The sequence below is a fragment of the Pseudomonas sp. P5_109 genome (genome assembly GCF_034009455.1).
Lineage (GTDB): Bacteria > Pseudomonadota > Gammaproteobacteria > Pseudomonadales > Pseudomonadaceae > Aquipseudomonas.
In genome coordinates, this window is record NZ_CP125380.1 from 2,205,654 (window position 1) to 2,224,406 (window position 18,753).

The following is an 18,753-nucleotide window of genomic DNA, read 5'->3' on the forward strand; positions in this document are numbered from 1 at the left end:
TAAAAAGATGATCGTAAACCTCGTCAAAGTCTCGCTGATTGCCGGTGCTTTGTTGTTGAGCGCCTGTTCGGGTGTAAGCACTCAGCGCGATTATTCGGCCGACTCGGTACAACCCGCCGGCTTTGGCCCGGGGCCCACCAACAGCAACGCCGGCAAGATGAATTTCCACGGCAGTGCGCTAGGCAACAGTTTTGGCGAGTATGGTTCGGGGTTGTTGCACGACGATTGATCGGTGACGCAAGACGGTGGAGTGATTTCCACCGTTTTGCTATCTGGGCGAGACTCAGACGAGCCTCAAACCTTCAAAAGGATTCCAGCCTTGCGAGCCTTTTACCTGTTTCAGGTAGTAGGCGTAGTTGGCGCTCAATCCGTACATGAGTGCAAAGACAACGTTCATGCCGCTGTTGAAGGCCTTGGGTGCTTCTTCATAACCCAGCAGGGTGAAAATCAATGCCAGGGCAAAGGATAGGGCAACGATGATCGCGATGATCGCCAGGTTCTTTTTCCACAGTCCAAGTACGAAAAAATAGATCGGCCCGAAAAAAAACGCGATGAAGTTCAGGTTGATCAAGAGGCGCTTGCGCGCTGGCAACTGTTTGAAGCCCAACTTGAAATCGGGGCTTTTGGGGCCGCCGTACTGATCAAAAAAAGCGAAACGTTCTTGCCATTTCGGACTGACGTTGTAGGTTTGCAATTCATCCGTGCTGCTCATTATCTGTCCTTTTTTGAGGGTTCTGCTCGGTCGAGGCATCGACCGAATGATCGTTCGGTGCGCTTGTCAACGCGTCTTGCAAATGACCGGCCTGCTACCGGTGCGACAGTAGTTTCAAACATGTAACGAGAATTAACAAGGTATGGCCAAGGGCCTTGGCATGCGGTTCTCGCGTCAGGTCTTGTGGGAAAACGACCTGACGGCGGTCACCTATTCCAGTGGCAGGCACGTCGTTATTTGCCCTCAGGCACCGCCAGCCACTGCCGCAGAATCTTCTGGTAATTGCCGGTCACTTTGGCAAGGTGCAGCCACTGATCGACGTACAGCTTCCAGGTGATGTCGTCGCGGGGAAGCAGGTAGGCTTTTTCGCCGTATTGCATGTAGTGCGTCGGGTTGACGGCACACAGGCCCGGTTTGAGTTTCTGCTGATACAACGCCTCCGACGCATCGGTGATCATCACATCAGCTTTTTTATCCAGCAGTTCCTGGAAGATGCTCAGGTTATCGCGCAGCTGCAATTGCGCCTGGGGCAGGTACGCGTGGACGAACGCTTCGTTGGTGCCGCCGGCGGGTTCGACCAGGCGAACCGAGGGCTGGTTGATCTGTTCGAGGGTCTGGTACAGCGCCTGGTCTTCGCAGCGCACCAAGGGGACTTTGCCATCGACGTCCAGGGTGGTGCTGAAGAAGGCTTTTTTCTGCCGTTCCAGGGTGACCGAGATGCCGCCCATGGCGATGTCGCACTTGCCGGCGAGCATGTCGGGCATCAGGGTTTTCCAGGTGGTGGGCACCCACTCGACCTTGACGCCAAGGCTGTCGGCCAGGGCGCGGGCCATGGCGATGTCGATGCCGGAATGCTCGCCGTCCTCAGCTTTGAAGGTGTAGGGCTTGTAGTCGCCGGTGGTGCAAACGCGCAGTTGTCCCTGTTGCATGACGCTGTCCAGATGCGAAGGTTCTGCCTGGGCGCCAAGGGAGAGTGCGAGCAAGCCGCCGAGCATCATTGCTCTTATGATTTTCTTCATTGGTATCGGGCTTTTGTGCTGGAGTGGTTTTGAAGGGGGCAGTGTAGTGAAGTTTTCATGGGTGTGAAAAATCAACGCCCCCTGAAACGGCTCACTCCACTTCCGGACTCAAGGTCCCCAGCCACGCCACCACCGCCACAATCAATACCGCCGCGGCCATTTCCACCAGTACACTGCGCCGAAGTGCATGGACCGCCATGCGATGTTGGCCCTCTCGCAATGTCCGCTCCAGCAAGGGCCCAAGCTGAAAGCGGTTCAAAGCCGCCAACACCAGCATCCCGGCAAACAGCAGCACTTTGATCGCCAGGAGCATTCCGTAGTGGCTGAGTAGAACGCCATCGAGCTGCGGCCCGACGATGAACAGGTAGTTCACCACCCCGGTCACGGTGATGATCACTACGATCAGCGCACCGACAAGTTCGAATCGCTTGACGGCGCGGGCCAGCAAGCGAATGTGCACTTCGGTTTGCAGCGCCCGGATTTGCGCCATCAACCCAATCGCAAGCAACGCGCCGAGCCAGGCGCCTGCCACCAGCAAGTGCAGGATGTCTGCGGTGAAGTGCCAGTAACGACGGCTGCCTTCGTCCATGGCGCCATGCCCGCTCCAGGCCAGGCTGGCGAGGGCGATGCCGCCGGCAGTGGCGGCGATCACCAGGCTGATGCCGGGGGCGCGAGGGTTAAACATCAACGCCAAACCTGCGACGGCTAACGCAGTCATCCGCACGGCCCAGGCCATCCCGACGTCTGTCTCGAACAGCATCATCTCGAGGTGAGGGCGCAGCTCGGTTATGTCTGATTCGCCGCTCATGGCGCGGACCATCAGCACCATGCCGGCGATGGACAGCAGCGCGCCGAGGCCGGCTGTTGCCGTCAACAATCGGCGCAAGGGCAACACCCTCCCGGATAGCCTTTCCTGTCCTTTAAAACTGTAAAGCCCGAACAGCGCCACGCCAAACAACAGCATCAAATCCACATACAACACAAACCGCAGCACGACGTTGGCCGAGTCGCTCATCGATCATTTCACTTTGAACGTGACGTTGCCGGTGATCGGGTGGGTGTCCGACGACACCGCGCGCCATTCGACCTTGTAGGTGCCGGCAGTCAAGGGCGCTGTCGGAGTGATGAACATGGTCTTCGGATCACTGCCGCCGCCGACTTTGGCCTTGACCGGCATCGGGGCGTGGACCATGCCGGACATTTCGGTCATCAGCAGTTTTGCCCCGGAAAACTGGGTGACGAGGTTTTCGGAAAAGTGCAGTTCGATCTTGTCGGGAGGCGCACCTTCCGCGCCTTCCGTTGGGGTGGAGGCGAGCAGTTTGGGGTGCGCTTGAGCGAGGCTGCTCATGAGCAGGCCAGTGATCAGCACGATGACGGCAGTGGTGGGTTTGATGAGGCGCATGCACGGTCCTTTACCGCTTGAAGCGGTTGTTATTGGTTTGAGGTGAGTCTGTTCAGAACCACAGCCGGACACCGAGCACCAGGCGGGTTTCGCTGCGGTCCTCGCCTTCGTCGTTGGCGTAGTCGGCGGTGTTGCCGTAGGTGCGGTTCCAGGTCACGCCGAGGTAGGGCGCGAATTCCCGGCGGATTTCGTAGCGCAGGCGCAGGCCGGCTTCGGTGTTGGACAGCCCCGAACCGATGCCCCGTTGCGCATCGTTTTTGCCGTAGGCGTTGAGTTCGACGGTCGGCTGCAGGATCAGCCGATTGGTCAGCAGGATGTCGTAGTCGCCCTCCAGCCGCACGGCGCTCTGGCCGCCTTCGCCGATGAAGGCCGTGGCTTCGGCCTCGAAGTTGTACAGCGCCATGCCTTGTACGCCGAACGCGGCCCAGGTTTGCGGGGCTCCGGGTTTGAAGTCCTGGCGAACGCCGCTGACGACGTCCCACCATGGGGAAATGGCGTGGCCCCACAAGGCCTGGATTTCCGCGTCTTCGGTCACGCCGTTGCTGCGTTCGCCTTCGGAGCGCAGCCACAGGCGATCAATGTCACCGCCGATCCAGCCGGACAAATCCCAGGCCAGGGTGCTGCCGTCATCGGCGTCTTGCCATTCGAGTTTGTCGGCGAGGAAAAAGCTATTGAGCGTGCTGTCATGTACGCGGTGACCGGCGGGATCGACATACACCGCAGCGCGATCGGCATCGGTCAGCAGCGGGATCGGCGTGCGGCTTTCGCTGGGGGCGGCGGGCTGCATCTGGCCTTCGTCCATGCCTTGCATCTGGCCGTGGTCCATCTGGCTGTGATCCATGCCTTGCATGTCATCGCTGGCGGCCATCGCCGTCGAGGTCGCGAGGGCTAAGAAAAACGGGGTGAATCGAATCATGGGGTGCGCCTCATTCTTCCACGCGAACTTCACGGAACATGCCCATTTCCATGTGGTACAGGAGATGGCAGTGATAGGCCCAGCGGCCGAGCGCATCGGCAGTGACCCGATAGCTGCGCCGGGAACCGGGTGGCATGTCGATGGTGTGTTTGCGCACCATGAACTGGCCGTTTTCGTCTTCGAGGTCGCTCCACATTCCATGCAGGTGGATGGGGTGCATCATCATCGTGTCGTTGACCAGCACAATCCGCAGCCGCTCGCCGTACTTGAGGCGCAGCGGTTCTGCATCAGAGAACTTCACGCCGTTGAATGACCAGGCGAATTTTTCCATATGCCCGGTCAGGTGCAGTTCGAGGGTGCGGCCAGGTTCGCGGCCGTCCGGGTCTTCGAAAGTGCTGCGCAGGTCGGAATAGGTGAGCACGCGGCGCCCGTTGTTGCGCAGGCCCATGCCGGGGTCGTCGAGTTTCGCTGAGGTGGACATCGCTTGCATGTCCACCAGCGGGTTGTCGGTTTCCGAGGCCGGGTGGGACTGCATGCCGGGCATGTCGCCCATGGCCATGTTGCTGTGATCCATGCCCGCCATACTGCCGTGGTCCATGCCGGCCATGCCCATGTCGTCCATGGTCACCAGGGGGCGTGGGTCCTGTGGTGGCAGCGGCGCAACCAGCCCGGCTTTCAGCGCCAGGGTGCCGCGTGCGTAGCCGGTGCGATCCATCGCTTGGGCGAACAGGGTGTAGGCCGCTTCGCTCGGCTCGACGATCACGTCGAAGGTTTCCGCCACGGCAATGCGAAACTCGTCGACGCTCACCGGTTTGACGTAGAGGCCGTCGGCGGCGACCACGGTCATTTTCAGGCCGGGGATGCGCACGTCGAAGTAAGTCATGGCCGAGCCGTTGATGAAGCGCAGCCGCAGCTTTTCCCCTGGGCGGAACACCCCGGTCCAATTCGAATCCGGCGCCTGGCCGTTCAACAGGTAGGTGTAAGTGGCGCCACTGACGTCCGCGAGGTCGGTGGGGTTCATCTTCATCTCGGCCCACATCGTGCGATCGGCGACGGTCGGCCCCCAGCCTTTTTCGCTGACGTCGTGGATGAAGTCGCCCACGGTGCGTTTGTTGAAGTTGTAGTAATCGGACTGCTTTTTCAGGGTCTTCATCAGGTCGACCGGGTCTTCGTCGGTCCAGTCGCTGAGCATCACCACGTAGTCGCGGTCGTACTGGAACGGCTCCGGGTCCTTGGCGTCGATTATCAGCGGGCCATACACGCCGGATTGTTCCTGGAACCCCGAATGGCTGTGATACCAGTAGGTGCCGTTCTGGCGCACGGTGAACTGGTAGACGTACAGGCCGCCCGGCTCGATGCCCTTGAAGCTCAGGCCCGGTACGCCGTCCATGTTGGCCGGCAGCAAGATGCCGTGCCAGTGAATGGAGGTACTGTCCTTGAGTCTGTTGCGTACCCGCAGCGTCACCGTATCGCCTTCACGCCAGCGCAGCAGCGGGCCGGGGATGCCGCCGTTGATGGTCATCGCGGTGCGTGGGCTGCCGGTGAAGTTGACCGGGGATTGGCCGATGAACAGGTCGAAATCATTACCGGCCAACACCTGCGGTTCGCCGGGACTGCTGATCGCCCAGGCCGGCGTGCGCCATAACCCGAGACCGCCGAAGAGCCCGCCGATGGCCAGCCCTTTGACGAAGGTGCGTCTTGAAGTGTGGGAGTGCATGCCGTCTGTTCCGCCGTCAGCCTGTTGAACGTGTCGACGAGGCTAGCGGGCGGTGCCTTTCAGCAGGCTGAGGCGGGGATTACAGTTTTGACAGGTTGGATGTCGCTTTCTGGCTTGAAGTGGACTTTTCCCTTGAGGCCACGGTGTCGCCGCCGCAGTTGATGTAGGAGGACGACTTCAACCAGCGCTGGTCCGGGTAGTAGGAAAACAGCAACTGCCCGTCCTTCATCGAATCGATCAGGCGGTGGGCAATCGCCGGCCGAACCGCCGGGCAACCCAGGCTGCGGCCGATCCGGCCATTGGCGCGGGCCAGCACCGGGCTGACATAGGGCGCGCCGTGGATGACGATGGCGCGGTCATAGGCGTTGTCGTTGAAGCCAGGCTCCAGGCCTTCCATGCGCAACGAGTAACCGTTCTGGCCGCTGTAGCTCTCTTGTGTGCGGAACAGGCCGAGGCTGGTGGCGTGGCTTTCGTTGCGGTTGGAGAACAGCGTCGCCATGTTTTCGCCGCTGTTGCGGCCATGGGCGACCAGTTCGTGAAACAGCAACTTGCGTCGTTTAAGGTCGAAGACCCACAGACGTTGTTCGGTCGAGGGCAGGGAATAATCGATCACCGCCAGTCTTTGGGCTGGGGCGATACCTTGGGCACGGCTGCATTGGGTTGCGCGAACGGCCAGGGCAATCACTTTGGCATCGGCGTCTGGTGCTGCTTTGACCAGCGCGTTTTCAAGCGAATCGGCGTAGGCTGACGGTACTGAAAGGCACGTCAGTAAAATGGCAAATAAAAGGCCAAAGCGGTTTAGCGCCATAGTCGGGTCTCATCATGATAATTTCGAGTCTAGCTAGCAGTGAGCGGAAAGCTAGCCGTTTGAAACGGAGGATTAAGGATTATCCATGGTGCAATTAACAAGGTCATTCGTCATAAGCCGCATGTTTTTTATGGGCTTTCTGATCAGCGGTGTGGCGGTTGGGCAAACGTCGCCGATTGAGCCGGTATCTGCGGCAAGCAGCGGAATAGATGCCGCGGCGCCCGACGATGCGGTCGGCCAGGCGATTCAGGCATCGCTGGAGCCGCTGCGCTCGGCCTTTCCGCCGTTGCTCACGGCCAGGCGCCAGCAACGGGTGGATGTCAGCCGGGTGGTGCTGGATTTCTATATGCATCGTAACTATCGCGCCGCGTGGACGGATGATCGTGACGTGGCCCAGTTGCTCAAGAGCCTCGAAGACACCCGGATCGACGGGCTGAACCCGGCGGATTTTCGCATCTCCGAACTGGCCCAGGCCCATGAATCGCTGGTGGCCGCCATGCCTTCCACGGCGCAGCGGGCGATGTTCGACATGGCGGCGACCCGCACATTCATCACCGCACTGCTGCAGTTGCGGCGGGGCAAGGTCGATCCGTCGCGGCTGGACATTCACTGGAATTTCGACCCGGCCGGCGGCGCTGCCCGCGAAGACATGAGCGCCCTGTTCGCCGCCCTCGATGCCCATGACGTGGCTCGAGCATTCGCCGATGCGCCTCCTCAAGAAGCGATTTACCGCAATTTGCGTGAGGGCCTGGCCCGTTTGCGCCAGATCCGTGATGCGGGCGGCTGGCCGAAAGTCACCGAAGGACAATCACTCAAGCCCGGCATGGACGGGGTGGCGGTCGCACAATTGCGTGCACGCCTGGTGGCGGGCGGTTACCTGGACGCGCACCTGTCGAAAAAGGCCGGTTACGACGACAAGGTCATTGCCGCGGTGAAGAAGTATCAGGTCGAGCAATACCTGGGCACCGATGGCGTGGCCGGGGCGGCGACGCTGGCGGCGTTGAACGTGCCTGTCGAGGCGCGGATCGATCAGGTGCGGGTCAACATGGAGCGCGCCCGCTGGCTGTTGTACAAACTCCAGGGCACGTTCGTGATCGTCGATATCGCCGGCTACAAGGTGGCGATGTACCGCGACGGCCTGCCGATCTGGCATTCGCGGGTGCAGGTCGGCAAGCCGGTGCGCAGTACACCGGTGTTCCAGGCCGAAATCACCTACATCACGTTCAACCCGACCTGGACCGTGCCGCCGACCATCCTCAAGCAGGACGTGATTCCAAAAGTCCAGAACGATCCGGGCTATCTGGCGGCCAACCGGATTCGCGTGCTTGATCGCGAAGGCAATGTGCTCAATCCGTCGGACGTTGACTGGAGCAATCCGCGAGGCATCCACCTGCGTCAGGATGCCGGGCCCGACAGTTCGCTGGGGCAGGTGGTGATCCGCTTCCCCAACGACTATGCGATTTACCTGCATGACACGCCGCACCGCGAACTGTTTGCGAAAACGGTACGGGCCACCAGTTCAGGTTGCATCCGCGTGGAAAACCCGCTGCAACTGGTCGAGTTGCTGTTCAACGACCCGGTGCGCTGGAACAGCGCCGGCATTCAGAAGCAGTTGGCCAATGGCAGGACCGAGAACGTCCTGCTGCCGGTGAAAGTGCCGGTGCTGTTGGCTTACTGGACCGTGGACCTGAGCACTGACGGGCGAGTGACGTTCAAGCCCGACATTTACGATTACGATGCCAAGGTGCTGCAGGGCTTGAGTCAGCCTACCAAGTTGCCCCCGCTGGACTTGCGTCGGGCAGAGGTGCCGCTAGTGGTGACGGGGCAGAACCAACAGTAATGAAAGACCGAAAAAGGGCGCCTCTGGAGCGCCCTTTTTTGGGGGGACTGTTTTGGAAAGACACGGTCCCCTGTAGGAGCCAGCTTGCTGGCGATGGTCGTTAACGATAACGCGTGTGAACTGGATAAACGCGGCGCACTTGTGTCCATCGCCAGCAAGCCGGCTCCTACAGGTGAAGATCAACGCTGACTTTTGTAGGCGCTGGCTTGCCAGCGATGGTCGTTAACGATAAAGCGTGCTAACTGGATAAACGCGGCGCACTTGAGTCCATCGCCAGCAAGCTGGCTCCTACAGGTGAAGATCAACGCTGACTTTTGTAGGCGCTGGCTTGCCAGCGATGGTCGTTAACGATAGCGCGTGTGAACTGAATAAACGCAGCGCACTTGAGTCCATCGCCAGCAAGCCGGCTCCTACAGGTGAAGATCAACGCTGACTTTTGTAGGCGCTGGCTTGCCAGCGATGGTCGTTAACGATAGCGCGTGTGAACTGGATATACGCAGCGCACTGGAGTCCATCGCCAGCAAGCTGGCTCCTACAGGTGAAGATCAACGCTGACTTTTGTAGGAGCTGGCTTGCCAGCGATGGTCGTTAACGATAAAGCGTGCTAACTGGATAAACGCGGCGCACTTGAGTCCATCGCCAGCAAGCCGGCTCCTACGGGTGAAGATCAACGCTGACTTTTGTAGGAGCTGGCTTGCCAGCGATGGTCGTTAACGATAAAGCGTGCTAACTGGATAAACGCGGCGCACTTGTGTCCATCGCCAGCAAGCCGGCTCCTACAGGTGAAGATCAACGCTGACTTTTGTAGGCGCTGGCTTGCCAGCGATGGTCGTTAACGATAGCGCGTGTGAACTGGATAAACGCGGCGCACTTGTGTCCATCGCCAGCAAGCCGGCTCCTACAGGTGAAGATCAACGCTGACTTTTGTAGGCGCTGGCTTGCCAGCGATGGTCGTTAACGATAAAGCGTGCTAACTGGATAAACGCAGCGCACTGGAGTCCATCGCCAGCAAGCCGGCTCCTACAGGTGAAGATCAACGCTGACTTTTGTAGGCGCTGGCTTGCCAGCGATGGTCGTTAACGATAAAGCGTGCTAACTGGATAAACGCGGCGCACTTGTGTCCATCGCCAGCAAGCCGGCTCCTACAGGTGAAGATCAACGCTGACTTTTGTAGGCGCTGGCTTGCCAGCGATGGTCGTTAACGATAAAGCGTGCTAACTGGATAAACGCGGCGCACTTGAGTCCATCGCCAGCAAGCTGGCTCCTACAGGTTTCGTGTGCCATCCGATCGGCCAATCCCTTAAAGCGCCAACCCTTGTTGCACCACGACAAGCAGATCGGTTTCCGTCAGCGCCACCGCATCCAGCTGCGCGGTGGCCTGCTCGATCGTTTGTAGCCACCAGTGCGTTTCGCCGTGTTCGTCCACGGTGCGCAACAGGGCGAACTCGTTGCCTGCGGAGTGAATCTCGACCCGCCCCTCGCCATCTGCCGTGAAGCGCGCAACCGGGTCAAGGGTGAGGCTGTGTTTGTTGCCGGTGATCACCAACTGGTCGATGGCGTAGTCGTAAGCGTCGCCATCGGGGTGACTTTCGTGAACGTGGGTGGAATTGCGCCGCAGGACCAGGCCAACCTCGGTCAGGGGCAACAGCCACTGTTCGATCCGTTGATACAGCTCGTAGACCTGGCCCGGCCAGGCGTCGATCGCTTGATCCGTGCCGGTCAGCCGGGTCTGTTTCAATTTTGCCGCGAGCTCGTCTGCCTTGCTCATGTCGATTCCCTGTATTGAGGTCTGTTTAATCCTAGCTCGTTGACGCGCAGGCAGCGCTGCCCTGGGTCATGTTTGCCGCACTGCCCGGTGGGTGGGATACCGCTGGACAAGTGGCTGCCCATTTATCATGGATAACCCCGTAAACTACGCCCCACAAAGACTGAGGGCTTTTTGCGGCGTTGCCCATGCCTTGCCCCGACAGGACTAACTTTTGCCCACACGCTTTAGCCACCCGGACCACACCCCAGTTGTCGCATTGAAACGCATCCCGCTGCGCAAGGCCGCGGTGTTGTTCATTGCCACGGTGTGCCTGTGCCTGTGCGGTTTGCTCTACCTGCAACTGGAACAGTCCCGTCGCCATGACCTGAGCCTGGCGCAAGTGGCGTCTTCGAACCTGACGCGAGCCATGGCGCAGCAAGCCGAAGACACCTTCATGAAGGCCGACCTGGTGCTGACCAGCCTGGTCGACTGGATTCAGGCCGACGGTTTCGGCCCGGCCCAACGACCACGCTTGCAGCAGACCTTTGCCCGGAGGGTGCTGGCGCTGAATCAATTGCACGGCATCCTGCTGTTCGACCAGAAGGGCCAGTGGGTCGTGACCTCGTTTGAAAACCTGCCCCGGGGGGCCGGGGTCGCGGACCGTGAGTACTTCAAGTATCACCAGCAGAACGCATCGTCGCTGGTGCACATCGGCCCGGCCATCCGCAGCCGGGAAAACGGCGAGTGGATCATTCCGGTCTCCAAGCGGATCAACGACAGGAACGGGCATTTCCAGGGCGTGTTGCTGGCCGGCATCAAGATGTCGTACTTCGACCAGTTCTTCAAAAGCTTCGACCTCGACGACAACGGCTCGATGTTTCTCGGCCTGACCGATGGCACGTTGTTGGCGCGGCGACCTTTTGTCGAGGCGCAGATCGGCGTGTCGCTGGCCCAGAGTGAGATATTCCGGAAGTCCCTGCTGCTGGCCACTTCCGGCAATGCGATGTTCACGTCCATCATCGACGGTGTAACGCGCCTGTACGGTTACCGACAGCTGGAGGGGTATCCGCTGGTGGTCGCCGCTGCGTCGTCCACCGAATCCATTCTCGCGGGCTGGTACGACACGGCGTTTCGCTCCAGCCTCATCGTTGCCCTGGTGTTGCTGGGCGTGGGGTTGTTCGGTTGGGTGTTCATTCATCAGGTGCGTGTTGGTGAGCGGGTCGAGTCGGATTTGCGCAGGGCCCAGGAAGCGCTGGAGCTGATCGCCACCCATGACAGCCTGACCGGGCTGGCCAACCGCCGATTGTTCGAGCGGGCGCTGGACATCGAGTTCGGGCGCGGCGCCCGGCAGACCAGCCCCTTGAGCCTGATCATGCTCGATATCGATTACTTCAAGCGCTATAACGACACCTACGGCCATGTGGTGGGGGATCATTGCCTGGCCGAAGTGGCGCGCGCGCTGAAGAGTTGCTGCCATCGCAAGGCCGATCTGGCGGTGCGTTACGGAGGCGAAGAGTTTGCGGTGCTGCTGCCTGACACCGACCTTCACGGCGCCATGACGATTGCCGAGCAGATCCGTCGTAGCGTCATCGACAAGGACATCACTCACACCGGTTCGCCAAATGGCTATGTGACGGTCAGCCTGGGTTGCTATTCGTTCGTACCCTCGGGCCGTGACAGCATGGACGTGTTTGTCGAACGGGCGGATGCGGCGTTGTATCAGGCCAAGCATTCGGGGCGAAACCGCGTGGCAACGTTGTCGATGGCCGGCGGTGGCGAGGCGTTGATGCGTTCTGATCGTTGAGGTGTTGTGCCTGCCGGTGGTCCGTCTTTCGGGCCCGGCTGGATTGATCGTCTAGAGTTCCGTTAGCTCTGCCGATCCGGGCAGACTCCCTTACGCACGGATGATCGCCAACATGTTGCTACCACCAACATTGACAGCCGTTGCTTTGACCGTTGCAGCCGCTGCCTTATTCCCGCTGTCCAGCCACGCGCAATCGAAAATCACCGCCGAAGAAGCGCATGCCATTGGCGTAGATGCCTACATCTATTTTTACCCGCTGCTGAGCATGGACATCACCCGCAAGCAATTCACCAACATCGAGCCGGGCAAGGAATTCGGCAAGGGCCCGATGAACATGTTTGTCAGTGTGCCGCAGTACCCGCCAGCTGATTTCAAAGGGGTGGTGCGCTCCAACTTCGACACTTTATATTCGATTGCCTGGCTGGATTTGACCAAGGAGCCGCTGGTGATCGCCGCCCCGGATACCGACGGGCGTTTCTACCTGCTGCCGATGCTCGACATGTGGACCGACGTGTTCGCGTCGCCGGGCTGGCGCACCACGGGCACCGAGGCCGGGCAATTTCTGGTGACGCCGCCGGGGTGGACCGGCACGGTGCCTGCCGGGATGAGTCATCTGCCGGCGCCAACGCCCTTCGTCTGGGTGATCGGCCGGACCAAGACCGACGGCGCGGCGGATTACGCCGCGGTGCACAAGATCCAGGCCGGCTACACGGTGACGCCGTTGTCCCGGCTGGGCAAGGAGCCTGAAGCCGTCAGCGTGAAAATCGACCCGGCGGTGGACATGAAAACGCCACCGAAGATTCAGGCCGACTCCATGTCGGCGGCCAACTACTTCACTTACGCTGCCGAGTTGCTGAAGGTCAATCCGCCGCATAGCACTGACCAGCCGATGCTGGCGCAGATCAAGCGTCTTGGCATCGAAGCCGGCAAGCCGTTCAACATGGACGCGCTGGACCCGCAGATCCAGGCCGCGCTGCAAACGGTGCCGCAGGATGCGCAGGCCCTGATGACCTGGAAAGTGCCGACCCTGGCGCGGGAGGTCAATGGCTGGTCGATGAACACCGACACCATGGGCGTCTACGGCAACTACTACCTCAAGCGCGCCATCGTTACGCAGGTGGGACTCGGCGCCAACCTGCCCGAGGACGCGATTTATCCGCTGAACATCGGCGACAGCAATGGCAAGCCACTCGATGGCGCGAACAAGTACGTGCTGCATTTCAGCAAGGGCGAGACGCCGCCGGTGAGTGCCTTCTGGTCGGTCACCCTGTATGACCCGGAAGGTTTCCAGGTCGGTAACTCGCTCAATCGTTTTGCGGTCAGTAGCTGGATGCCGTTCAAGAGCAACGCCGATGGCTCGCTGGACCTGTATTTCCAGAACGAAAGCCCCGGCAAGGATCTGGAGGCCAACTGGCTGCCGGCGCCTAAAGGCTCATTCAATCTGACCATGCGTTTGTATGGCCCGAAAGCCGAGGCGCTGAATGGCAAGTGGAACCCACCGGCGATCAAGCGGCTGTAAACCCCGGACGACAAAAGGCAGCCAGCGACGGAGTGTCATCGGCTGCTTTTGTTTGTCCAGCTGCCCGTCCCGCCGCCAGCGCCACCTGTTCCACCTCCGGGGGCGCCAGTGCCACCGCCCGCGCCGCTGCCCGGACCATTGACGCCGGTGCTGCCGATTGACGAGCTGGGGCCACGACTGCTGCTGTCGTTACCCGAGGGTTCGCTGGGCCTGTTGTTGTCTGGATGCATGGTTGAGTTGCGGGTGGCGCCCGATGTCGTCCCCGTCGTGACAGTGCCATCGCCGGACGCCGCCAAGGTGGCCAGGGGCAGCGTCGATAACAATCCCGCCAAAAGCAGCGAAGTCATTCTGATGTTCATCATGGTCGTCTCCAGGGGTGAGTCGTTACCTGATGACCGCAGTGGGTCACGAACCCTGTGGGAGCGGGCTTGCTCGCGAAAGCGGTTGGTCATTCAAAAGTGATGTCGACTGACACTTCGCCTTCGCCAGCAAGACCGCTCCCACATAGGTCTCAGCGTCAGCGAATCCCGTCACCGCCCAGCTTCTGCTCAAGGTTGTGCCGCACCTGCGGCCACTCATCGTCGATGATGCTGAAGCGCACGGAGTTGCGCTTGCGTCCGTCGGGCATGATCCGCTCGTGACGCACGATGCCTTCCTGCTGTGCGCCGAGGCGCAGGATCGCGTTGCGCGATGTCTGGTTGTTTTCGTCGGTGGTGAATTGCACCCGCACGCAATCGAGCACCTCGAAGGCGTAGCGCAGCATCAGGTACTTGGCCTCGGTGTTGACGAAGGTTTTCTGCCAGCGCGTCGCAATCCAGCTACTGCCTATTTCAAGTTTGCGATTGATTCGGTCAATTTTCCAGAAGCGCGTCGAACCAATGACCTCACCGGTATCCTTGAGCACGATGACGAAGGGCATGACCGTACCGGTTTCGCGGCCATCGAGGGCTTTTTTCAGGTAGGCGTCGACGGTGTCGGCAGAGGGTACGATGGTGACCTGCAGGTTCCACAGTTCGCCCTCGGCGGCGGCCTGGACCAGCGCGTCGGCGTCGGCGTATTGCAGCGGGCGCAAGCCGATCCGGCTGCCTTCCAGGGGAGTATCCATGAGGTTGATGTTCTCGGTAGGGCGGGCGGATGTGGGGCGTCTATTACGCCGCACCCGGGACCACCGACGCAACCACCGGCACGTGCAGGTGTCACACGTCAGGCACCTCGTCCCCAGGAGTGTCCGTTCATGAAGAAGCTGCGGATCGCCACATTCAACGTCAATGGCCTGCGCGCACGGCTGCCGAATCTGCTGGCCTGGCTTGAGCGGGAAAAACCGCACATCGCCTGCCTGCAGGAGTTGAAGGCGGTGGACAGCGCATTCCCGGCGGCAGAACTTGATGCGGCCGGCTACGGCGCGATCTGGCAGGGTCAGGCGTCATGGAATGGGGTGGCGATCCTGGCACGGGATGCGCAGCCGCTGGAAAGTCGGCGCGGGTTACCTGGCGATGACAGCGACAGTCAGAGTCGTTATCTGGAAGCCGCCGTCCACGGGGTTCTGGTGGGTTGCCTGTACTTGCCCAACGGCAATCCTCAGCCGGGGCCGAAGTTCGAGTACAAGCTGGCGTGGTTCGAGCGGCTGATCCGTCACGCGCAGACGCTTCAAGGCAGCGAACATCCGGTGGTGCTGGCGGGCGACTACAACGTGGTGCCTACCGACCTGGACATCTACAACCCGCGCTCGTGGCTCAAGGACGCCTTGCTGCAACCGGAAAGTCGCGAGTGCTACCAGCGGTTGCTGGACCAGGGCTGGACCGATTCATTGCGGCATTTGTATCCGCAGGATCGGCTCTACACCTTCTGGGATTACTTCCGCCAACACTGGCAGAAAAACTCGGGACTGCGCATCGACCATCTGCTGCTCAACCCGGCCCTGAGTCCGTATCTGCAAGACGCCGGGGTGGATGCCTGGGTGCGTAACGAGCCCCACGCCAGTGACCACGCGCCGACCTGGATTCAATTGGCTTCTCGCAAGCGGCGTTGAGTATTTTTATGCCGGGTGATTGGCTAAATCAATTGTCGGCGGCAGTGCCTGATCCCGTATACATAACGGCCACTGGCGGAGCAATCCGCCGCTTGCGTGCAAAAGGATTGAACGATGAGCGAGCCACGTCTGACCGACCGTGCTTTGTATCTGCGCCGCCTGGGCTTCGATGCACCCCCGGCACCGACCCTGGAAACCCTGCGCCAACTGCAACTGCGCCATACCGGCGTCTTCCCGTTTGAAAACCTCACCACGTTATCCGGCGAACCGGTGCTGATCGACTTGCCGTCCATCGAGCGCAAGGTCTTGCACGATGGCCGTGGCGGTTACTGCTACGAACTCAACAACCTGTTTCTGGCCTTGCTGCAAGAGCTGGGTTTCGACGCTCGAGCCATCAGCGGCCGGGTAGTAATGGGCCAGCCGGAAGGCGCCTGGACCGCCCGTACCCATCGCCTGAGCCTGGTGATCATCGACGACGTGCGCTACATCACCGACGTCGGCTTCGGTGGCATGGTGCCGACCGCGCCACTGCTGCTCGATTCCCGCGCCGAACAACTCACCCCGCACGAACCGTATCGCATCGACCTGCATGTCGACGGCTTTACCCTGCGGGCCAACGTTGCGGGCGAATGGCGAGCGATGTACATCTTCGACCTGCAACGCCAGGAAGATATCGATTTTGCAGTCGGTAACTGGTACGTCTCGACCCATCCCGAGTCGTCTTTCGTCAAGCAACTGATGGTGGCACGCACCGGGGAGGGGTGGCGCCGTACGCTCAACAACGGCAGTTTCGCGATCCACCGCATTGGCCATGACAGCGAGCGGCGGCAGGTGGCGGATGTGCAATCGCTGATTGAACTGCTGCACCGTGAGTTTGGCATTCAGGTTCCGGAGCATGGGCAGTTGAACTGCGTGCTCGAACGCTTGGTTTCAGAGCCAAAGTAGGTCTTTCATTGTATGCACTGTAACGGGGCCGAACGTATCGATCGGCCCCGTTTTTGTTTTCAGTATGGTGCTGAAAAATAGCCACCGTCTTCACCGACGCTCCAGTCGTTCCGATGATGCAAACAAGCGGAAGACCCCTGTCATTGCTGGTGGTTACGGCATTTAGTCGATCATCTCCGGCGTCCTGTACTGCATTCAATTGTCCATGCCAGCCAATAGCGGCGCGTTTTTTGCCTTGTGATTGGCGTTTCTGGCAACGCTGCGCCGGTCGTCAGGAAATCCATGGATTCGTATGCAAAAAAGCAGGCAATGGAGTGACATGTTTAAAGGTTTTTCAAGACGTGATTGCCCGCTGGCGCTGGGCTGAATGGCCGTTCGGCCATTATGTGACTGATAAGTTGTATACAACTCTATAGACATTTGTCCTGACTATTGAATACAGTGTGCGCATAACAAAAACCAGGGAACCCCCTACCATGAAAACGCCCCATGTTTCACACCAACGGCCCGAGGACGAAAACCTAGGGATCGGCGCGAATATGGCTTATGGCCTGCAACATGTTCTGACCATGTATGGCGGTATCGTCGCGGTGCCATTGATCATCGGCCAGGCGGCCGGTCTCTCGCCGGCGGACATCGGTTTGTTGATTGCTGCTTCATTGTTTGCGGGGGGGCTGGCGACGCTGCTGCAAACCCTGGGTCTACCGTTTTTTGGTTGTCAATTGCCGCTGGTACAGGGCGTATCCTTCTCCGGCGTCGCGACCATGGTGGCGATTGTCAGCAGTGGCGGGGAGGGCGGGTTTCAGTCGGTGCTGGGGGCGGTGATAGCGGCGTCTCTGATCGGATTGCTGATAACCCCGGTGTTCTCGCGTATCACCAAGTTCTTCCCGCCGTTGGTGACCGGCATCGTGATTACCACCATCGGCCTGACGCTGATGCCGGTAGCCGCGCGCTGGGCCATGGGCGGCAACAGCCACGCACCGGATTTCGGCAGCATGGCGAACATCGGTCTGGCGGCGGTAACGCTGGTGCTGGTGCTGCTGCTGAGCAAGATCGGCAGTGCGACCATCTCTCGCCTGTCGATTCTGCTGGCTATGGTCGTCGGTACGGTGATCGCGGTGTTCCTTGGCATGGCGGATTTCTCGTCCGTGACCCAGGGCCCGATGTTCGGCTTCCCGACACCGTTCCACTTCGGCATGCCGACTTTCCACTTCGCTGCGATCCTGTCGATGTGCATCGTGGTGATGGTGACGCTGGTGGAAACCTCGGCGGACATCCTGGCTGTTGGTGAGATCATCGGCACCAAGGTTGACTCCAAACGCCTGGGCAACGGCCTGCGCGCCGACATGCTGTCGAGCATGTTCGCGCCGATCTTCGGTTCCTTCACCCAGAGCGCCTTCGCCCAGAACGTCGGGCTGGTGGCGGTGACTGGCATCAAGAGCCGCTACGTGGTGGCCACTGGCGGTGCGTTCCTGGTGCTCCTCGGCCTGCTGCCATTCATGGGCCGGGTCATCGCCGCCGTGCCGACCTCGGTACTGGGTGGCGCCGGCATCGTGCTGTTCGGCACTGTCGCGGCCAGCGGCATTCGGACCTTGTCCAAGGTCGACTACCGTAACAACGTCAATCTGATCATTGTCGCCACCTCCATCGGCTTCGGCATGATCCCGATCGCTGCGCCAAACTTCTACGATCACTTCCCAAGCTGGTTCGCGACCATTTTCCATTCGGGCATCAGCTCGTCGGCGATCATGGCCATCGTGCTGAACCTGACCTTCAACCATCTCACCGCCGGCAACTCCGATCAGCAATCGGTGTTTGCGGCCGGAACCGAGCGGGTGCTGCGTTATCAGGATCTGGCGGCGTTGCGTGAAGGGGACTACTTCAGCGAAGGTAAACTGCACGATTGCGACGGCAAGGAGATTCCGGTGGTTGAGGCGGACCACGGGCATGGCGAGCCACGCGCGGTGCATGCGAAAAATAGTGAGCATGTCTGACAACAAGGCTTGATGAACGAGGCCGATTTACCAACAGGTAGATCGGCCTTTTTTTTGTATTCGGGAAATGCATCGGTATCGCTGGTTGTTAACCAGAATAAGAATGTCACCTGGGTATACCGAGTGTTTCGCAGGCAGACTTGATTTAATGCTCTTTGTATTAATGTGTTGCTTCGGATTGTGTAAAAAAAATTGCAGCTATTAAGTCTGGTTTCCTACGTGCGGAGTTGAATAATTACATTTCGCTGTTTCTTTTAAGTGGTTAGCATTGTCTGGCAGTTTTCAAGGTCTGCTCTCAAAA

Annotated in this window: 17 protein-coding genes; 7 read left to right on the top strand and 10 right to left on the bottom strand. The window is 59.9% G+C overall.

All coding sequences use genetic code 11. From position 1 onward, the window contains the following. Window positions 1-7: 7 nt before the first annotated feature. Entirely contained in the window at window positions 8-229 is a 222-nt protein-coding gene (locus tag QMK54_RS09945; protein WP_110660628.1) for a hypothetical protein, read from the top strand. A 54-nt stretch (window positions 230-283) separates the two neighbouring features. Here QMK54_RS09945 and QMK54_RS09950 read toward each other — a convergent pair whose 3' ends face one another. The 7 genes from QMK54_RS09950 to QMK54_RS09980 form a co-directional block, all read right to left on the bottom strand. Then, entirely contained in the window at window positions 284-712 is a 429-nt protein-coding gene (locus tag QMK54_RS09950; RefSeq protein ID WP_320402429.1) for a DUF2628 domain-containing protein, read from the bottom strand. 233 nt (window positions 713-945) lie between these two features. Continuing rightward, window positions 946-1,731 (bottom strand): transporter substrate-binding domain-containing protein, encoded by a 786-nt coding sequence (locus QMK54_RS09955; RefSeq protein WP_413787359.1) that lies wholly within the window; start codon window positions 1,729-1,731, stop codon window positions 946-948. Window positions 1,732-1,822: 91 nt separating this feature from the next. Beyond that, window positions 1,823-2,746 carry a copper homeostasis membrane protein CopD gene (gene copD / locus QMK54_RS09960; RefSeq protein ID WP_320402430.1) on the bottom strand — a complete coding sequence of 308 codons (924 nt, stop codon included), beginning with the start codon at window positions 2,744-2,746 and terminating at the stop codon, window positions 1,823-1,825. A gap of 3 nt (window positions 2,747-2,749) precedes the next feature. After that, complete coding sequence (gene copC / locus QMK54_RS09965; RefSeq protein WP_320402431.1) at window positions 2,750-3,133, bottom strand: copper homeostasis periplasmic binding protein CopC; 384 nt, start codon at window positions 3,131-3,133, stop codon at window positions 2,750-2,752. A gap of 52 nt (window positions 3,134-3,185) precedes the next feature. Further along, window positions 3,186-4,049, bottom strand: a complete 864-nt coding sequence (locus tag QMK54_RS09970; RefSeq protein ID WP_223588092.1) for a copper resistance protein B — start codon at window positions 4,047-4,049, stop codon at window positions 3,186-3,188. Between the two features lie 10 nt (window positions 4,050-4,059). Continuing rightward, window positions 4,060-5,766: a copper resistance system multicopper oxidase gene (locus QMK54_RS09975; RefSeq protein ID WP_320402432.1), complete on the bottom strand. Its 1,707-nt coding sequence runs from the start codon at window positions 5,764-5,766 to the stop codon at window positions 4,060-4,062. 79 nt (window positions 5,767-5,845) lie between these two features. After that, entirely contained in the window at window positions 5,846-6,574 is a 729-nt protein-coding gene (locus QMK54_RS09980) for a murein L,D-transpeptidase catalytic domain family protein (protein WP_110660635.1), read from the bottom strand. Window positions 6,575-6,659: 85 nt separating this feature from the next. On the opposite strand from QMK54_RS09980, the gene QMK54_RS09985 reads away from it, so the two are divergent. Further along, window positions 6,660-8,414 carry a L,D-transpeptidase family protein gene (locus QMK54_RS09985; protein WP_320402433.1) on the top strand — a complete coding sequence of 585 codons (1,755 nt, stop codon included), beginning with the start codon at window positions 6,660-6,662 and terminating at the stop codon, window positions 8,412-8,414. A gap of 1,300 nt (window positions 8,415-9,714) precedes the next feature. On the opposite strand, the gene QMK54_RS09990 is transcribed toward QMK54_RS09985, so the two are convergent. Then, the gene (locus QMK54_RS09990) at window positions 9,715-10,182 is read right to left on the bottom strand and encodes a hypothetical protein (protein WP_110663317.1); all 468 of its coding nucleotides are present in this window, start codon (window positions 10,180-10,182) and stop codon (window positions 9,715-9,717) included. A gap of 211 nt (window positions 10,183-10,393) precedes the next feature. Here QMK54_RS09990 and QMK54_RS09995 point away from each other — a divergent pair, with 211 nt between their 5' ends. Both QMK54_RS09995 and QMK54_RS10000 read left to right on the top strand, forming a co-directional pair. After that, a complete protein-coding gene (locus QMK54_RS09995; protein ID WP_320402434.1) occupies window positions 10,394-11,965 on the top strand; it encodes a diguanylate cyclase in 1,572 nt (523 codons plus the stop codon). A 112-nt stretch (window positions 11,966-12,077) separates the two neighbouring features. Next, window positions 12,078-13,484 (top strand): DUF1254 domain-containing protein, encoded by a 1,407-nt coding sequence (locus QMK54_RS10000; RefSeq protein WP_320402435.1) that lies wholly within the window; start codon window positions 12,078-12,080, stop codon window positions 13,482-13,484. Window positions 13,485-13,519: 35 nt separating this feature from the next. On the opposite strand, the gene QMK54_RS10005 is transcribed toward QMK54_RS10000, so the two are convergent. Further along, complete coding sequence (locus tag QMK54_RS10005) at window positions 13,520-13,846, bottom strand: hypothetical protein (protein WP_223592665.1); 327 nt, start codon at window positions 13,844-13,846, stop codon at window positions 13,520-13,522. A gap of 155 nt (window positions 13,847-14,001) precedes the next feature. Next, window positions 14,002-14,589 carry a GNAT family protein gene (locus tag QMK54_RS10010; RefSeq protein WP_320402436.1) on the bottom strand — a complete coding sequence of 196 codons (588 nt, stop codon included), beginning with the start codon at window positions 14,587-14,589 and terminating at the stop codon, window positions 14,002-14,004. A 129-nt stretch (window positions 14,590-14,718) separates the two neighbouring features. On the opposite strand from QMK54_RS10010, the gene QMK54_RS10015 reads away from it, so the two are divergent. From QMK54_RS10015 to QMK54_RS10025, 3 genes are all read left to right on the top strand, one after another. After that, complete coding sequence (locus tag QMK54_RS10015; protein ID WP_223592667.1) at window positions 14,719-15,513, top strand: exodeoxyribonuclease III; 795 nt, start codon at window positions 14,719-14,721, stop codon at window positions 15,511-15,513. Window positions 15,514-15,627: 114 nt separating this feature from the next. Further along, window positions 15,628-16,458, top strand: a complete 831-nt coding sequence (locus QMK54_RS10020) for an arylamine N-acetyltransferase family protein (RefSeq protein WP_223592669.1) — start codon at window positions 15,628-15,630, stop codon at window positions 16,456-16,458. A 476-nt stretch (window positions 16,459-16,934) separates the two neighbouring features. Continuing rightward, window positions 16,935-18,452 carry a nucleobase:cation symporter-2 family protein gene (locus tag QMK54_RS10025; protein WP_223592671.1) on the top strand — a complete coding sequence of 506 codons (1,518 nt, stop codon included), beginning with the start codon at window positions 16,935-16,937 and terminating at the stop codon, window positions 18,450-18,452. The last annotated feature ends 301 nt before the right edge of the window (window positions 18,453-18,753 follow it).

Excerpts from the sequence above, each read along its gene's own strand:
- QMK54_RS09970 (WP_223588092.1), bottom strand. The coding sequence starts at position 4,049 with ATGATTCGATTCACCCCGTTTTTCTTAGCCCTCGCGACCTCGACGGCG.
- QMK54_RS09990 (WP_110663317.1), bottom strand. The coding sequence starts at position 10,182 with ATGAGCAAGGCAGACGAGCTCGCGGCAAAATTGAAACAGACCCGGCTG.
- QMK54_RS10005 (WP_223592665.1), bottom strand. The coding sequence starts at position 13,846 with ATGATGAACATCAGAATGACTTCGCTGCTTTTGGCGGGATTGTTATCG.
- QMK54_RS09945 (WP_110660628.1), top strand. The coding sequence starts at position 8 with ATGATCGTAAACCTCGTCAAAGTCTCGCTGATTGCCGGTGCTTTGTTG.
- QMK54_RS10015 (WP_223592667.1), top strand. The coding sequence starts at position 14,719 with ATGAAGAAGCTGCGGATCGCCACATTCAACGTCAATGGCCTGCGCGCA.
- QMK54_RS10025 (WP_223592671.1), top strand. The coding sequence starts at position 16,935 with ATGAAAACGCCCCATGTTTCACACCAACGGCCCGAGGACGAAAACCTA.
- copD (WP_320402430.1), bottom strand. The coding sequence starts at position 2,746 with ATGAGCGACTCGGCCAACGTCGTGCTGCGGTTTGTGTTGTATGTGGAT.
- QMK54_RS09980 (WP_110660635.1), bottom strand. The coding sequence starts at position 6,574 with ATGGCGCTAAACCGCTTTGGCCTTTTATTTGCCATTTTACTGACGTGC.
- QMK54_RS10020 (WP_223592669.1), top strand. The coding sequence starts at position 15,628 with ATGAGCGAGCCACGTCTGACCGACCGTGCTTTGTATCTGCGCCGCCTG.
- QMK54_RS09955 (WP_413787359.1), bottom strand. The coding sequence starts at position 1,731 with ATGAAGAAAATCATAAGAGCAATGATGCTCGGCGGCTTGCTCGCACTC.
- QMK54_RS09975 (WP_320402432.1), bottom strand. The coding sequence starts at position 5,766 with ATGCACTCCCACACTTCAAGACGCACCTTCGTCAAAGGGCTGGCCATC.
- QMK54_RS10000 (WP_320402435.1), top strand. The coding sequence starts at position 12,078 with ATGTTGCTACCACCAACATTGACAGCCGTTGCTTTGACCGTTGCAGCC.
- copC (WP_320402431.1), bottom strand. The coding sequence starts at position 3,133 with ATGCGCCTCATCAAACCCACCACTGCCGTCATCGTGCTGATCACTGGC.
- QMK54_RS09985 (WP_320402433.1), top strand. The coding sequence starts at position 6,660 with ATGGTGCAATTAACAAGGTCATTCGTCATAAGCCGCATGTTTTTTATG.
- QMK54_RS09950 (WP_320402429.1), bottom strand. The coding sequence starts at position 712 with ATGAGCAGCACGGATGAATTGCAAACCTACAACGTCAGTCCGAAATGG.
- QMK54_RS10010 (WP_320402436.1), bottom strand. The coding sequence starts at position 14,589 with ATGGATACTCCCCTGGAAGGCAGCCGGATCGGCTTGCGCCCGCTGCAA.